The organism is Roseateles microcysteis (assembly GCF_036880965.1).
Taxonomy (GTDB): Bacteria; Pseudomonadota; Gammaproteobacteria; order Burkholderiales; family Burkholderiaceae_C; genus JAUASW01.
The window spans coordinates 358,004-372,344 of sequence record NZ_JBAJMV010000006.1 but is presented as its reverse complement, the minus strand read 5'-3'; the positions used below and the strand labels follow the sequence as shown (position 1 = coordinate 372,344).

The following is a 14,341-nucleotide window of genomic DNA, read 5'->3' as shown; positions in this document are numbered from 1 at the left end:
CCGCTTGATTCTGACCAGCTTGACAGCGTGCTGGCAAGGAATTGATCACGCTTGCCTGCTTCTTAGAGCTTGAAGCCCCGCACCACCTCGGTCAGGTTGATGGCTTGGTCCTTCAAGGATTCGGCCGCGGCCGCGCTTTGCTCCACCAGGGCGGCGTTCTGCTGGGTCATCTGGTCGAGCTGGGCCACGGCGTCGTTGACCGTGCCAATGCCCTGGCTCTGCTCGATGGTGGAGGCGCTGATCTCGGCAATGATGTCGGTCACGCGTTGCACGCTGGCGACGATCTCGTTCATCGTCGTGCCGGCGTCCTGCACCAGGCGGCTGCCGGCCTCGACCTTGTCCACGCTGGTGTCGATCAGCGACTTGATCTCCTTGGCCGCACCGGCCGAGCGTTGCGCCAATGAGCGAACCTCGGAGGCCACCACGGCGAAGCCGCGGCCCTGCTCGCCGGCTCGGGCCGCTTCCACGGCAGCGTTCAGCGCCAGGATATTGGTCTGGAAGGCGATCGAATCGATCACGCCGATGATGTCGGCGATCTTCTTGGAGCTGGCGTTGATCTCGTCCATCGTCGTGACCACCTGGCCCACCACGGCGCCGCCGCGCTGGGCGACCTGTGCGGCGCTGTTGGCGAGCTGGTTGGCCGTGGAGGCCGCGTCAGCACTCTGGCGCACGGTCGTGGTCAGGCCGCTCATCGAATTGGCGGTCTGCTGCAGGTTGGAGGCCGCCTGCTCGGTGCGCTGGCTCAGGTCCAGGTTGCCGGATGCAATCTCCGCGCTGGCCGTCTGGATGCTGTCGGCGCTCTGGCGCACGGCGCCCACCATGCGGTTCAGGGAGTCCTGCATGGCGCAGAGCGCGCGCTGCAGCGAGCCGATCTCGTCGCTGCGGTCGGTGCTGATCGAGCGGCTCAGGTCACCGTCGCCAATGTGCCGGGCCTGCGCCGTAACGGCCTCCAGCGGCTGTAGCACCGAGCGGGCCAGGAAATGCGTGGCCACGCCCATCAATGCCACCAGCGTGCCCATCACGGCCGCTACCAGCCAGACGGTGCGCATGCGCTCGGCCGTGGCCGCGTCACGCAGTGCGTCGGAGCGCAGCTGCTGCAGCTTGATGAAGTCCTGCTGTGCGTCGAGGTAGCGCTTCAGCATCGGCATCAGCTTGTCCAGCAGAAGCGCTGATGCCGCAGCGGCATCGCCACCCGACTTCAGCTTGCTGACGTCGGCGCGCACGGCGATGTAGTCCTTGCGGGTGTCGGCGATGCGGGCCATGGCGGCCTTCTCTTCAGGCTCGGTAGCCAGCTCCTCGAGCTGCTTCTGGATCTCGGAGATGGTGGTCGTGGTCGCCTCGATCTCGGGCTTGAATGCGGCAGTGACGGCCGCATCGCTGCTGATGATGCCGGCCACCGCCCGCGTGGCATTGGTCTCGGTCTGGCCGCGCCAGCGCAGCGAGAGATCGAACTTCTGCTGCTGGCGCGCCTGGTTCAGGCGTGCCTCTTCGGCCAGGCTCTTGGTTCGCGTGGCGGAGGACAGCGTCATCAGTACCACCACAACGGCCAGGCCAGCCACCGGCATCCAGAGCTTGCTACGGACGGAAAAATTCATGCATCACTCCTGCACCAAGACAGTGCCGGTTATAACCCGTCGCGCGCCCCGGGCGTTTGTCCGCGCAGGGCTGTTACGCTAACCGCCACCGCAATGCGCACCACGCTCAGCCACTCCATGAGTTTTCTGGCCATCGACATCGGCAACACGCGACTGAAATGGGCGCTCTATGCCTCGCCCCAACCCGGCGCCGTGCTGTTGCAACATGGTGCGGTGTTCCTGGAAAACATCGACCGCCTGGCCGAAACCGAATGGGCTGCGCTGCCGGCACCGCACAGCATGCTGGGCTGCAACGTGGCGGGCGATGCGGTGCGCCGCCGCGTCGAGGAGCAGCTCGAGCTCTGGGACATCGAACCACGCTGGGTCGTCTCGGCGGCTCATGCCGGCGGCATCACCAATGGCTACGACCACCCGAGCCGGCTGGGCACCGACCGCTTCGTGGCCTTGATCGGCGCGCGCTCGCTGGTGGTGCGCCGTGGCCTGCCGCGGGCCTGTCTGGTGGTCATGGTGGGCACAGCGGTGACCGTCGATGCGCTGGACGCTGAAGGCCATTTTCTGGGCGGCCTGATCCTGCCGGGCCACGGCATCATGCTGCGCGCGCTGGAAGGCGGCACGGCCGGCCTGCGTGTGCCGACCGGCGAGGTCCGGGAGTTTCCGACCAATACCTCGGATGCGCTGACCAGCGGCGGCACCTATGCCATCGTCGGCGCCATCGAGCGCATGCACCGTCATCTGCAGCGCCGCTCAGGGCAATCGCCGCTCACGGTGATGACGGGTGGCGCAGGCTGGAAGGTGGCACCGGCCGTGGAGCTCGAGCACGAGCTGCACGAGAGCCTGATCTTCGACGGGATTCTTGCGCTGCAGGCGCAGCGACTGGCGCTGTAGCGGCCGGTCAGCCGCCGTCCTTCAGCTGCGCGCGCAGCAGCTGGATCTCCTCGCGCAACTCGCGCATCTGGGCGTGCACGTCCCGCAGGATGTCGTCTTCCATCCGGTGTTCAGAGGTTTCCACCCACATGGCTGCGATGGCCGCAGTCACCAGCGACAGCACGGCATAGCCCAGCAGCACCACGAAGACGGCAAAGATCCGCGCGGCCGGCGTGCTGGGCACGAGGTCTCCGTAGCCCACCGTGGCAGCGGTGGTGAAGGCCAGCCACAGGCCCTCGCCCAGCCCCTGGACCCGAGGCTCCAGGGCCCAGAAGCCGACGCCGCACAAGCCCAGCACCACCAGGGCAATCAGCAGCAGATAGGTCAGGCCGCCGCGCGTCACCCAGGACTTGATCGCCCAGACCATGCGGGCGAGCGTCAGCAGCGCCACCAGCAGGCGCGCGGCCAGCGCGCCATGCGAAGCGGTACTGGGCGGCAGGCTGGCGGCGGCGAGCAGGCCTGTCACCAGCACCAGGTCAAGAGCATTGGCGCGCAGGTAGTCGAGGGGATCCGGCAGTTGCCTGGCGACTCGCCAGAGCGACACCAGAACCAGCAGGGCCGCGCCCAGGTAGATGGCGATGGCCAGTGGCGTCGGCAGGTTGTCCAGCAGCTCGATGTAGAAGGCTGGCACTGTGCACATCAGGGCGATCAGCACCGGCCAGCGCCATCGCGCCTCGGCCCGGCTGGCGGCGGCATTCATCGGGTGGGGCTTGGCCAGCCCCCAGCTACGGGTGGCGATACGGTGCGGCATGCTGCACAGCCTAATCCCGGGCCGGCCGCAGCGCCTTGAGTCGCGTCAAGCCTCGCAAGGTGCGCGGCCGTCGGTCAGGCCTGCCGTACCGTAGTTCCGACATCACATCCCTGCGGGATATGAGTCTTCTCTGAAGCGCGAAAGCCCTAGGCTTGTCGCACTTTGACGCGCGAGTGCTCGTTGATGCCCATCGCGCCGAAGAACAGGGCCACCAGGCGGTGCGCCTCGGTGAAGATCACCGCGCGGTTCTCGCTGCGCCGGGTCAGCACCCAGTTCAGCAGGTCGCCCGCCGCCATGAAGTCCAGGCGTATCAGCAGCGGGCAATGGATGATGATGGTGGTGGCCGCACCGAGCTGGCCGGCCATGGTCTTGAGCGTTTCGCCGATGTCGCCGGTCAGCTGGCCACTGAGTTCCAATTGAGCATTGGCCGAGAGCTGGGCCATCTCGGTGATCTGGGATTCGAGGAATCCGGTGGTGTGCTCGCTGCCATGCACGGTCGAGTTGGGCATGCCAGCGGTGGACAGCGACTGGCCGCTGACGCGCACCCGGCACTTGGTCGGCTCCCAGGACGGCGGCGACACCTCGTAGGTGACGCAGTAGTCGATCGCCGCTTCGTCGAAATGATCGGGCCGGTTCACCAGGCGCAGCGCTTCGAGGCGCAGCATCCAGAAGGCCGTGTCGGTGGCACGCACCGAGACCGGCGCCAGGTCCTTGAGCTGCTGCAGGAACTGGTCGCCCGAGAGCCAGCGGATGTCCAGCGGTTGCGTGGCCCAGTTGCGGAACAGCTGGCGGAGGCGCGTGGCACTGTCGCTGTCCAGGGTCTTCAACGGACCCCAGTCCAGCACCCAGGGCATGGGCATCATCTGGCAGCGCTGCTCCAGCTTGATGATGGCTTCCAGCGTCAGCTGCTCGGGCGCGGTCCAGCTGACGCCGCCGGCCTTGGCATTGGGGACGCGCTCGTTGCGGGCGGCATCGGCCACCAGCTTGGGCATGGAGAAGTACTGCGGCGCTGAAAGGCCGAACTGCTGCGCGTACTCCAGTGCCAGCGGCTCGAACTTGGCGGCCTGGCCGGTGGCGCGGTAGAGGTCGAACAGCACCAGCCAGGTTTCGGCATGCAGATTGCGCGGGCCGCCAGCGCGGGTCAGCTCGATCAGGTCGCGCTCGCAGCTTTCGTAGTCGGCATTGGCAAAGGCGATCACCGCGTTGTCGAGCTCGGCGTCATGCACCAGTTCGGCGGGCTCGGCCGGGGCCGACACCGGCGGCGGCATCGGCAGTTCGGGCCCCGGCGGCGGTGCCACGGCAGACGGTGGCGGGGCTGCCGGGCGCTGCTCGGCCAGCTTGAAGCTGAGCGTCGGCTCGACCTCGAAATGCAGATCGGGCAGGCGGCTGGGCGCGCCGCTGGACGGTGGCGACATGCCGGCACCCATGGTGGCCACGGCCGGAGTCGGCGGTGCCTCCAGGCGCTCCACTTCTTCGGGCGAAGAGAACTCGCTGACGCGGGCGGCCGGCGGCTCGGTGGTGGTCGAGGCGAAATGGATGGGGCGGGTGCTGGTCTCGAAGAAACCGGGCGGGTGGGCCGCCTGCTGCACCTGGGTGTTGGCGAAGTTCTCGCCGGCCATTTGCTGCTCGATCTGGTCGATCTTGGCCTTCAGCCCCTGCTCGAGCTTGGAGTCGATGCCGCTGTTGCGGGCTCCGCCGCTGGCGCCGCGCTCCATGTCGTCGATGCGCGAGGAGGAGCCGCCCAGTGCGGCCAGTTGCTCGGGCGTGAGGCCCTCGCGGCGGATGCGGCGCAGCATGTCGAGCTCGCGCTTGCGCACGAAGTCGTTGCGGCGCTTGCGTTCCACCATCGCGCGCAGCTCGGCCTTGGCCGCATCGGCCTCGGGGTCGTCCTGGCGCGAATTCAGCTCGGCCCAGTCGGTCGTGGGGTTGGCCACGAAGCGCGCGACCTTGCGGAAGAAGCTCTCGCCGTCTTTCGGATCAGTCATGCGCGCGGGTCGGGCTGGTCTTCGAGCTGTTTGTTGAAGCTGTCAATCGCCGAACATCTTCTGCTTGAGCTCGCGACGCTGCTGAGCTTCCAGCGAAAGAGTAGCGGTCGGGCGGGCGATCAGCCGGCCCAGGCCGATGGGCTCGCCGGTTTCATCGCAATAGCCGTACTCGCCGGTGTCCAGGCGGGCCAGCGATTGCATGATCTTCTTCAGCAGCTTGCGCTCGCGGTCGCGGGTGCGCAGCTCCAGGGCATGTTCTTCTTCGATCGTCGCGCGGTCGGCGGGGTCCGGCACGATGGAGGTGTCTTCGCGCAGGTGCTCGGTGGTTTCACCGGCATTGGACAGAACGCCGTCCTTCAGCTCGGTGAGCTTGCCGCGGAAGAACTCGATCTGCTTGTCGTTCATGTACTCCGACTCTGGCATGGCCAGCACTTCGGCGTCGGTCAGATCCTTGCCAGCCTTGGTCTTCCAGGCATTGACCAGCTTGGGGTCGGCTTTGGCGGGGGTACGGGGGCTTTCAATCACGGGACTACTCATTTGGCGCGTTGGCGGCTTGGGTGGAGCAAAACGATCTGCGAATCGGCTGGTGCTGCTGGCCGGGGCTGCCACCTCGGCAACAGGCGCCGCTGCGGCGGCCTTGGCCTTGGTGGTTTTGGCGGCCGGCCGCGCCTCGGCGCTCGCTGCGTGCGCCGGGGTGGACTTGGGGGCCGTGGTCTTGCTCACTATCGTCTCCTCGCTTGGGACTTTATACCTGCTCAGGCCGGGCCGAAACGCATTTGTGTCAAGGATTTATAGGCCTTGAGCCAAGCTCGGGCGCGGCGGATTGTAGCCATGCTTGTCTGCCTTGTTGCTGACGGGAGATCCTGGTGCTTGCCTGGGCCGGGCCAACCCTCGGTCGGCCCCTGGCCACGGGCTCAGACCAGGCAGCCCTCCAGGCCTTGCAAAAGAATGTCTTTCGGCAGGTCGATGCCGATGAACACCATCTTGCTGATCTTCTTCTCGCTGGGCAGCCATTTGGGGCCCAGGTCCGAGCCCATCAGTTGGTGCACGCCCTGGAAGATCACCTTCTTGTCGCTGCCCTTCATGTGCAGCACGCCCTTGTAGCGCAGCATCTTGGGACCGTAGACCTGCACGATGGCGCCCAGGAAGTCCTCCAGCTTGGCCGGATTGAAGGGCCGCTCCGCCTTGAACACGAAGGACTTCACGTCGTCGTCGTGGGCATGGTGGTGCGGATGATCGCAATGCTCGCCATGCTCATGGTCGTGATCATGGTGCCCGTGATCGTGGCCATGATCGTGGCCATGGTCATGCGCGTCGGCATTGAGGAAGTCGGGGTCGATGTCGAGCTTGGCGTTCAGGTTGAAGCCGCGCTGGTCGAAGACCTTGGCGATCGGCACTTCGCCGAAGTGCACCGACTGCTGCGGCGCCCGCGGGTTCATGTGCTTGATGCGGTGGGCCAGGGCCTCCAAGGCGGCGGGCTCCACCAGATCGGTCTTGCTGAAGAAGATCTGGTCGGCGAAACCGACCTGGCGACGCGCTTCCTGGCGGGTGTTGAGCTGCTCTTCGGCATGCTTGGCGTCCACCAAGGTGAGGATGGAGTCAAGCAGATAGCTCTCGGCGATCTCGTCGTCGATGAAGAAGGTCTGGGCCACCGGGCCGGGGTCGGCCAGGCCGGTGGTCTCGATCACCACGCGCTCGAAGTTCAGCTCGCCCTTGCGGCGCTTCTCGGCCAGCTCGGACAGCGTGGTGCGCAGGTCCTCGCGGATCGTGCAGCAGACGCAGCCGTTGTTCATCTGGATGATCTGTTCCTCGACGTCGTTGACCAGGATGTCGTTGTCGATGTTCTCTTCGCCGAACTCGTTCTCGATCACGGCAATCTTCTGGCCGTGGGTCTCGCTGAGCACGCGCTTCAGGAGGGTGGTTTTGCCGGAGCCCAAGAAGCCGGTGAGGATGGTGACGGGAATGAGACCTGGGGACATGGTGGGAAGACTGCTGATCAGAAAGGAGAGGAGGCCCCGGAAGATGGGGGCGGCTGACTTTGGTTCAAGGGTACTGCAATGTCAATCGGTTATTCTTGCCGCTCCACTACAACGACACCGACGTCCTCGTGTCCGAACCCCAGCCTAGTCGGCCCTCTCAGTATCGAGGGGGCGAAAGAAAACCTGCCGAGCCGCGCGGTCTCATCGACCGCATCGTGGACTTTCTCCACCCTGGCCCGGACAGCAAGAGCGAACTGATGGAAACGCTGGCCGATGCCGAGCAGCGCGAGCTGATCGAGCCCGAATCGCGCCAGATGCTGGAAGGCGTGCTGCGCATGGCCGAGCTCAGCGCCGGCGACGTGATGGTGGCTGCGCCCCGCATGGACCTGCTCGATATCGAGGCGCCCTACGATGAGCTGCTGGCCCTGGTGATCGATACCGGCCACTCGCGCTTCCCGGTCTTCGAGGGGCAGCGCGAGAACATCATCGGCATCCTGCTCGCCAAGGACCTGTTGAAGATTCAGCGTGCGCCGGAGCTGAACCTGCGCGCGCTCCTGCGCCCGACGGTGTTCGTGCCTGAGAGCAAGGGCCTGAACGAGCTCTTGCGCGACTTCCGCTCCAACCGCAACCACCTGGCCATCGTGATCGACGAGTTCGGCAATACAGCAGGCCTGATCACGATCGAGGACGTGCTTGAAGAAATCGTCGGCGAGATCGAGGACGAGTTCGACGACAAGAACGGCGAATCAGGTCTTTACACGCTGGCCGACGGCAGCCAGCGCGTGGCCGGCGACACGGCCATCTCGGCCGTGAACGAAGCCTTCTCGGTGCAGCTGCCCGAGGGTGAGTTCGACACCATTGGCGGCCTGGTCGCCCATCAGCATGGCCGCGTGCCACGCCGGGGCGAGGTGGTCGAGCTGGCCGGCCTGTACTTTGCCGTCATGCTGACCCGGGGCGGCGCCGTGCGCTGGTTCAAGGTCACGCGCGCCGAGGCTGGCTGAGCTTTCGATGCTCCCTGCCGTCAATCGCAAGCTGCTGCTGGGCCTGGAGATCCTCGGCGCCTGGCCCATCGTGATGCTGGCCGGCGTGCTGCACACGGCCTCGTTCTCGCCCGGACTGGCCTGGCCGCTGCAATTGCTGGCCCTGGCCATGCTGGCGCATGCCAGCTGGGATGAAACGCCAGCCCGCGCCGCTCGCCATGGCCTGCTGTTCGGGTTGGGCTGGATGGGCTCGGGCCTGTGGTGGCTCTACATCAGCCTGCATGATTTTGGCCACCTGCCGGGTGTGCTGGCCGGCGCGGCGGTGCTGCTGCTGGCCTTCGTTCTCTCGCTCTACTTCGCTGCGGCGCTCGCCTTGGCCGCCAAGCTGCGCGACCAGCGGCCGGCGGTGCATGCGTTGATCTGGGCCAGCTGCTGGCTGGTGGCCGAACTGGCGCGGGCGCAATGGTTCTCCGGCTTTCCCTGGATCGCCAGCGGCTATGCCCATGCGGTGGGGCCGCTCTCGCACTGGGCGCCCTGGATTGGCGTGTATGGCATCACCGCGCTGGCCGGCCTCGTCGCTGCCGGCGTTGCGGCGGCCCTGCGGGGCAGTGGCCGTGTGCTGATGGGCGCGCTGCTGCTGATGGGGGGCGGCCTGCTGCTGCCGCAGCAATTCACCGAATCTGCTGGCAAGCTGAAAGTCTCCCTGCTACAGCCCAATGTGCCGCAGGACCAGAAGTTCGACCGCGCGCTGATCGAGGCCAACCTGGAGCAACTGCTGCGCCAGATCGAATCGGCGCAAGGCCAGCTGGTGGTGACGCCGGAGTCGGTCGTGCCCTTGCCGATGGACTGGATGCTCGAACAGTACCCGCTGCAGGTCGAACGGATCAAGCGCGCCGCGGCCGGGCATCCGCTGCTGCTGGGCACCTTCCTCGGCAATGAGCGCGAGGGCTTCGTCAACTCGCTGCTCGCGCTGGGCACGCCGCAGCCCTACAGCTATGGCAAGCGCCACCTGCTGCCATTCGGCGAGACGATTCCGCCGGGCTTCGCCTGGTTTGTCCATGCGCTTGGCATTCCTATGGACAGCCAGGCGCGCGGCCAGCATCAGCGCGCGCTGGCCATCGGCGGCCAGCTCGTTCGTCCATTGATCTGCTACGAAGACCTGTTTGGCGAGGACTTCGTCGACAGCGTGCAGGCCGGCCCCGAGGGCGCGACGGTCCTGCTCAATGTCAGCAACCTCGCCTGGTTCGGCCCGGCCATGGTGCAGGACCAGCATCTGCAGTTCTCGCAGATGCGGGCGCTGGAGTTCCAGCGGCCCTTCATCCGTTCGACCAATACCGGCGCAACGGCAGTGCTCGATCACAAGGGCCAGGTGACTGCCCGGCTGCCCGCGGTGGTGCGCGATGTGCTCGAGGCCGAGGTCGAAGGCCGGCGCGGCGCCACGCCCTATGCCCGCTGGCTCGGCAGCGTCGGCCTGTGGCCCTTGTGGGGGCTTGCGGTGCTGCCGCTGGTGCTGGCCTGGCGGCGCCGGCGAGCGCGCTGAAGGGCCCACCTTAGAATCCGGGTCAATATTGTTGTCACAGACTGCGACCCCCACATGCTGAGCTTCCAGCAAATCATCCTGACCCTGCAGGACTACTGGTCCCGCCAAGGCTGCGCCCTTTTGCAGCCCTATGACATGGAGGTCGGTGCCGGCACCAGCCACACCGCCACGTTCTTGCGCGCCCTCGGCCCCGAGCCCTGGAAGGCTGCCTACGTGCAACCCAGCCGCCGCCCCAAGGACGGCCGCTATGGCGAGAACCCCAACCGCCTGCAGCACTACTACCAGTACCAGGTTGTACTGAAGCCCGCGCCGGCCAACATCCTCGAGCTCTATCTCGGCTCGCTGGAAGCGCTGGGCTTCGACCTGAAGAAGAACGACGTGCGTTTCGTCGAAGACGATTGGGAGAACCCGACGCTTGGCTGCTGGGGCCTCGGTTGGGAAGTCTGGCTGAACGGCATGGAAGTGACGCAGTTCACCTACTTCCAGCAGGTCGGCGGCATCGACTGCAAGCCGATCACCGGCGAGATCACCTACGGCCTCGAGCGCCTTGCCATGTACCTGCAAGGCAAGGACAGCGTCTACGACCTGGTCTATGTCGAGGGCAAGGATGGGGCTCCCGATATCAAGTATGGCGACGTGTTCCACCAGAACGAGGTCGAACAGTCGACCTACAACTTCGAGCACAGCGATGTGGACTTCCTGCTGCAGGCCTTTGCCGCGCACGAGAAGCAATCGAAGTACCTGATGGAGCAGTCGCTGGCGCTGCCGGCCTATGAGCAACTGCTGAAGGCCGGCCACAGCTTCAACCTGCTGGATGCGCGCGGTGCGATCAGCGTGACCGAGCGTGCCGCCTATATCGGCCGCATCCGCAACCTGGCGCGCGCCGTGGCGCAGAGCTATCTGGAAAGCCGGGCACGCCTGGGCTTCCCGATGGCGCTCAAAGAGCACGCCGATGAAGTCCTGGCCCAGATCGAGAAGAAGAAGGCAGCCTGAGCATGTCCACCAAGAATCTGCTGATCGAACTTTTTGTCGAAGAGCTGCCGCCCAAGGCGCTGAAGAAGCTCGGCGAATCCTTTGCCGGTGTGCTGGCTGACAGCCTGAAGGCGCAAGGCCTGGTGGCTGACGATGCGGTGGCGACTTCGTTTGCATCGCCGCGGCGCCTGGGCCTGCATCTGACCCAGGTTTCGGCCAAGGCCGCAGACCGCGCGGTGCAGCAAAAGTTGATGCCGGTGGCCGTGGCGCTTGATGCATCGGGCAATGCAACGCCTGCCTTGCTGAAGAAACTGGCCGCGCTGGGGGCGGACGCCAGCGTCGTGCCGCAACTCAAGCGCGCACCAGACGGCAAGGCCGAAGCCCTGTTCCTGGACCAGCTCGTGGCCGGTGCCACGCTGGCGGAGGGCTTGCAGAAGGCGCTCGAAGAAAGCCTGGCCAAGCTGCCCATCCCCAAGGTCATGACCTACCAGCTGGCCGATGGCTGGAGCGATGTGAAGTTCGTGCGCCCTGCCCATGGCCTGGTGGCCCTGCATGGCGCGGAAATCGTGGCTGTTCAGGCGCTGGGTCTGAAGTCTGGCCGCGTGACGCGCGGTCACCGCTTCGAGGCGCTGACCGAGGAAGTCAGTGTTGAAAGCGCCGACACCTATGCGTCGCAGATGCGCGAGCAGGGCGCCGTGATCGCGTCTTTCGCCGAGCGCCGCGCCGAGATCCTGCACCAGCTCAATGCCGCTGCCGCCAAGGAAGGCCTGAAGCCCATCGACGACGAAGCGCTGCTCGATGAAGTGACGGCCCTGGTCGAGCGCCCGAACGTGCTCACCTGCCAGTTCGAGCCCGAGTTCCTGGCCGTGCCGCAGGAATGCCTGATCCTGACGATGAAGGCCAATCAGAAGTACTTCCCGCTGCTGAACGGCGAGGGGAAGCTGACGCACAAGTTCCTGGTGGTGTCCAACATCTGCCCGACTGATGCCAGCGCCGTGACCGGCGGCAATGAGCGCGTCGTGCGCCCACGCCTGTCGGACGCCAAGTTCTTCTTCGACCAGGACCGCAAGAAGACCCTGGCCGAGCGCGTCCCGGGCCTGGCCAAGGTGGTCTATCACGGCAAGCTGGGCACGCAGGGCGAGCGCGCGGAGCGGGTTCGCGCGATCTCGCATGCCATCGTCAACATGCTGCGCATGGCGACCGTGCCCTTCACCGTCGCGGCCAAGGAAGAATTCGATCTGCTGGATCACAAGGCCCAGCAGGCTGCGCAATTGGCCAAGGCCGACCTCCTGACCGACATGGTCGGCGAGTTCCCCGAGCTGCAAGGCATCATGGGTGGCTACTACGCCCGTCATGAAGGCCTGCGCGACGGTGTTGCCATCGCCATCGAAGACCATTACAAGCCGCGCTTCGCGGGTGACGCACTGCCGCGCAACCAGACCGGTACCGTGGTCGCGCTGGCCGACAAGCTGGAGACCCTGATCGGCCTGTTCGGCATCGGCCAGCTGCCCACCGGCGACAAGGACCCGTTCGCGCTGCGCCGTCATGCGCTGGGCGTGGTGCGCATCCTGGTCGAGAAGAACCTGCCCTTGCCGCTGCCCGAGCTGATCGCGGCGGCCGTGCCGGCCTTTGGGGACCTGATCGAGAACCCGAGCGTTGCGCTCCTGAGCTTCTTCTCCGACCGCCTGGCAGTGTCGCTGCGCGAGCAGGGCTACAGCGCACAGGAAGTCGATGCGGTGCTGGCGCTCGCGCCGGCCCGCCTGGGTGAAGTGCCGCTGCGCCTGGCCGCCGTGCGCGCCTTTGCCGCCTTGCCCGAGGCCGCATCGCTGGCCGCTGCCAACAAGCGCATTGCCAACATCCTGAAGAAGATCGAAACGCCGGTTGCGGCGCGCATCGACGAATCGCTTTTGAAGGAGTCCGCCGAGCAGGCGCTGGCCGCCGCGCTGAGGAATGTGCAGCCGCTGGCCGACGGCTTCTTCCACAATGGCGAGTACGCGGCGTCCTTGCGCGAGCTGGCGGCCTTGAAGGCGCCGGTCGATGCCTTCTTCGACGGCGTGATGGTGAACGCCGAAGACGAAGCCTTGCGCGCCAACCGTCAGGGTCTCTTGAAGACGCTGCATGAGGCGATGAACCGCGTGGCCGATCTGTCTCGCCTGGCGAGTTGAAACGAGGACCGACATCCATGGGCATGCGTTCCGATCACGGCCACGGCACCAAGCTGGTCATCCTGGGCCGGGACGGGACCATCAACCAGTACCGCGACGACCATGTGAAGTCGGCCGAGGAGCTCAACCCGCTGCCCGGGGCGCTGGAAGCGGTAGCGCGGCTCAACCATGCCGGCTGGCACACGGTGATGGCCACCAACCAGCCCGGCATCGGCCGCGGCCTGCTGGACATGGCCTCGCTGAACGCGGTGCATCTGCGCCTCAACCAGTTGCTGGCAGAGAAGGGCGGGCGGCTGGACGCGGTGTTCTTCTGCCCGCACACGCCGGATGAAGGCTGCAACTGCCGCAAGCCCCTGCCGGGCCTGGTGCAGCAGATCGGCGCACGCTTTGGCGCGGACCTGGCGCAAGTGCACATGGTCGGCGCCTCGCTGCGCGACCTGCAGACGGCCCATGCCGCCGGCTGCGTGCCGCACCTGGTGCGTGGCGACAGGCTGTCGAGCACCGACGCGGCCACGATCGACGCGCTGCTGGCCCAGGTGCCCGGCAGCCAGATGCATGACAGCCTGGCGGCCTTTGCCGACTGGCTGATCCAGGACGAACGTCGCGCCCGGGGCGATCTGCGCGATGCCGATTCACGCCCCGGAGATTTGAGCTGATGATTCTGTTTTACGCGCTGCGCTCGGCGCTGTTCATCGCGTGGCTGGCTCTCACGGTCGTGCCTGTCGCGCTGGCGGTGCTGCTGGTGTCGGTCTTCGTGCGCGGCAATCCGGTCTACTGGACTTGCGTGTTCTGGCTGCGCCTGGCTGTTTCTGGTGCACGACTCATCTGTGGCGTGCGCTGGCGCATCCAGGGCATGGAGCATCTGCCGACCGCCGAGCAAAGCCAGTCGGCCGTCATCCTGCTGGCCAAGCATCAAAGTACCTGGGAGACTTTTGCCTTCCCGACCCTGATGTCGCATCCGCTGGCCTATGTGTTCAAGCGCGAGCTGCTCTACATCCCCTTCTTCGGCTGGGCCATTGGCCGCACCGACATGATCCATATCGACCGTAGCAAGCGCGCGCAGGCCTGGGCGAAGGTGGCCGAGCAGGGCAAGCAGCTGGCGGCTCGCGGCATCTGGGTGATCATGTTCCCTGAGGGCACGCGCATTGCACGCGGTCACAAGGGCGACTACAAGACTGGCGGTACCCGCCTGGCCATCGAAACCGGCGTGCCGGTCGTGCCGATCGCGGCCACCTCGGCCCGCTGCTGGCCGCGCAGGAGTTTTCTGCTGCGCCCCGGTGTGGTCGACATCTCCATCGGCCGGCCCATACCGTCGCAAGGCCGAGAGCCGGCCGAACTGATGCGCGAGGTGGAAGGCTGGATCGAGGGCGAAATGCAGCGCCTGGATCCCGAGGCCTATGCACAGCCCGCGCAGCCGCGCAACACGGCCCTCACTGCCTGAGTGGACGCC

General features: G+C 66.3%; 12 protein-coding genes. 7 read left to right on the top strand and 5 right to left on the bottom strand.

What is annotated here, in order from left to right:
• Nucleotides 1–62: 62 nt before the first annotated feature.
• Nucleotides 63–1,595, bottom strand: a complete 1,533-nt coding sequence (locus V3596_RS18375; RefSeq protein WP_334279257.1) for a methyl-accepting chemotaxis protein — start codon at nucleotides 1,593–1,595, stop codon at nucleotides 63–65.
• Nucleotides 1,596–1,712: 117 nt separating this feature from the next.
• On the opposite strand from V3596_RS18375, the gene V3596_RS18370 reads away from it, so the two are divergent.
• Nucleotides 1,713–2,480 carry a type III pantothenate kinase gene (locus V3596_RS18370; RefSeq protein ID WP_334279343.1) on the top strand — a complete coding sequence of 256 codons (768 nt, stop codon included), beginning with the start codon at nucleotides 1,713–1,715 and terminating at the stop codon, nucleotides 2,478–2,480.
• Nucleotides 2,481–2,487: 7 nt separating this feature from the next.
• Here V3596_RS18370 and V3596_RS18365 read toward each other — a convergent pair whose 3' ends face one another.
• The 4 genes from V3596_RS18365 to V3596_RS18350 all read right to left on the bottom strand — a co-directional run bounded on the left by V3596_RS18365 (nucleotide 2,488) and on the right by V3596_RS18350 (nucleotide 7,234).
• Nucleotides 2,488–3,270 carry a potassium channel family protein gene (locus tag V3596_RS18365; protein WP_334279256.1) on the bottom strand — a complete coding sequence of 261 codons (783 nt, stop codon included), beginning with the start codon at nucleotides 3,268–3,270 and terminating at the stop codon, nucleotides 2,488–2,490.
• A 146-nt stretch (nucleotides 3,271–3,416) separates the two neighbouring features.
• Nucleotides 3,417–5,255 (bottom strand): hypothetical protein, encoded by a 1,839-nt coding sequence (locus V3596_RS18360; protein ID WP_334279255.1) that lies wholly within the window; start codon nucleotides 5,253–5,255, stop codon nucleotides 3,417–3,419.
• Nucleotides 5,256–5,297: 42 nt separating this feature from the next.
• Nucleotides 5,298–6,014 carry an RNA polymerase-binding protein DksA gene (gene dksA / locus V3596_RS18355; protein ID WP_416383994.1) on the bottom strand — a complete coding sequence of 239 codons (717 nt, stop codon included), beginning with the start codon at nucleotides 6,012–6,014 and terminating at the stop codon, nucleotides 5,298–5,300.
• A gap of 155 nt (nucleotides 6,015–6,169) precedes the next feature.
• The gene (locus V3596_RS18350) at nucleotides 6,170–7,234 is read right to left on the bottom strand and encodes a CobW family GTP-binding protein (RefSeq protein ID WP_334279253.1); all 1,065 of its coding nucleotides are present in this window, start codon (nucleotides 7,232–7,234) and stop codon (nucleotides 6,170–6,172) included.
• Between the two features lie 128 nt (nucleotides 7,235–7,362).
• Between V3596_RS18350 and V3596_RS18345 the strand changes: the two genes are divergently transcribed.
• The 6 genes from V3596_RS18345 to V3596_RS18320 are packed head-to-tail and all read left to right on the top strand — an operon-like array spanning nucleotide 7,363 to nucleotide 14,332.
• On the top strand, nucleotides 7,363–8,235 hold the full coding sequence (locus tag V3596_RS18345; protein ID WP_334279252.1) for an HlyC/CorC family transporter: 873 nt from the start codon (nucleotides 7,363–7,365) through the stop codon (nucleotides 8,233–8,235).
• Between the two features lie 7 nt (nucleotides 8,236–8,242).
• The gene (gene lnt, locus V3596_RS18340; protein WP_334279251.1) at nucleotides 8,243–9,754 is read left to right on the top strand and encodes an apolipoprotein N-acyltransferase; all 1,512 of its coding nucleotides are present in this window, start codon (nucleotides 8,243–8,245) and stop codon (nucleotides 9,752–9,754) included.
• Between the two features lie 54 nt (nucleotides 9,755–9,808).
• Nucleotides 9,809–10,747: a glycine--tRNA ligase subunit alpha gene (gene glyQ / locus V3596_RS18335; RefSeq protein ID WP_334279250.1), complete on the top strand. Its 939-nt coding sequence runs from the start codon at nucleotides 9,809–9,811 to the stop codon at nucleotides 10,745–10,747.
• A 2-nt stretch (nucleotides 10,748–10,749) separates the two neighbouring features.
• Entirely contained in the window at nucleotides 10,750–12,891 is a 2,142-nt protein-coding gene (gene glyS / locus V3596_RS18330; RefSeq protein ID WP_334279249.1) for a glycine--tRNA ligase subunit beta, read from the top strand.
• Nucleotides 12,892–12,908: 17 nt separating this feature from the next.
• Nucleotides 12,909–13,547, top strand: a complete 639-nt coding sequence (gene gmhB / locus V3596_RS18325) for a D-glycero-beta-D-manno-heptose 1,7-bisphosphate 7-phosphatase (RefSeq protein ID WP_334279248.1) — start codon at nucleotides 12,909–12,911, stop codon at nucleotides 13,545–13,547.
• On the top strand, nucleotides 13,547–14,332 hold the full coding sequence (locus tag V3596_RS18320; protein WP_334279247.1) for a lysophospholipid acyltransferase family protein: 786 nt from the start codon (nucleotides 13,547–13,549) through the stop codon (nucleotides 14,330–14,332). Before gmhB ends, V3596_RS18320 begins: the two co-directional genes overlap by 1 nt.
• Nucleotides 14,333–14,341: the final 9 nt, after the last annotated feature.

What these genes read in the sequence shown, in the direction of transcription:
- gmhB (WP_334279248.1), top strand. Translation starts at nt 12,909, where the DNA reads ATGGGCATGCGTTCCGATCACGGCCACGGCACCAAGCTGGTCATCCTG.
- V3596_RS18375 (WP_334279257.1), bottom strand. Translation starts at nt 1,595, where the DNA reads ATGAATTTTTCCGTCCGTAGCAAGCTCTGGATGCCGGTGGCTGGCCTG.
- V3596_RS18320 (WP_334279247.1), top strand. Translation starts at nt 13,547, where the DNA reads ATGATTCTGTTTTACGCGCTGCGCTCGGCGCTGTTCATCGCGTGGCTG.
- V3596_RS18350 (WP_334279253.1), bottom strand. Translation starts at nt 7,234, where the DNA reads ATGTCCCCAGGTCTCATTCCCGTCACCATCCTCACCGGCTTCTTGGGC.
- glyQ (WP_334279250.1), top strand. Translation starts at nt 9,809, where the DNA reads ATGCTGAGCTTCCAGCAAATCATCCTGACCCTGCAGGACTACTGGTCC.
- V3596_RS18360 (WP_334279255.1), bottom strand. Translation starts at nt 5,255, where the DNA reads ATGACTGATCCGAAAGACGGCGAGAGCTTCTTCCGCAAGGTCGCGCGC.
- lnt (WP_334279251.1), top strand. Translation starts at nt 8,243, where the DNA reads ATGCTCCCTGCCGTCAATCGCAAGCTGCTGCTGGGCCTGGAGATCCTC.
- glyS (WP_334279249.1), top strand. Translation starts at nt 10,750, where the DNA reads ATGTCCACCAAGAATCTGCTGATCGAACTTTTTGTCGAAGAGCTGCCG.
- V3596_RS18370 (WP_334279343.1), top strand. Translation starts at nt 1,713, where the DNA reads ATGAGTTTTCTGGCCATCGACATCGGCAACACGCGACTGAAATGGGCG.
- V3596_RS18365 (WP_334279256.1), bottom strand. Translation starts at nt 3,270, where the DNA reads ATGCCGCACCGTATCGCCACCCGTAGCTGGGGGCTGGCCAAGCCCCAC.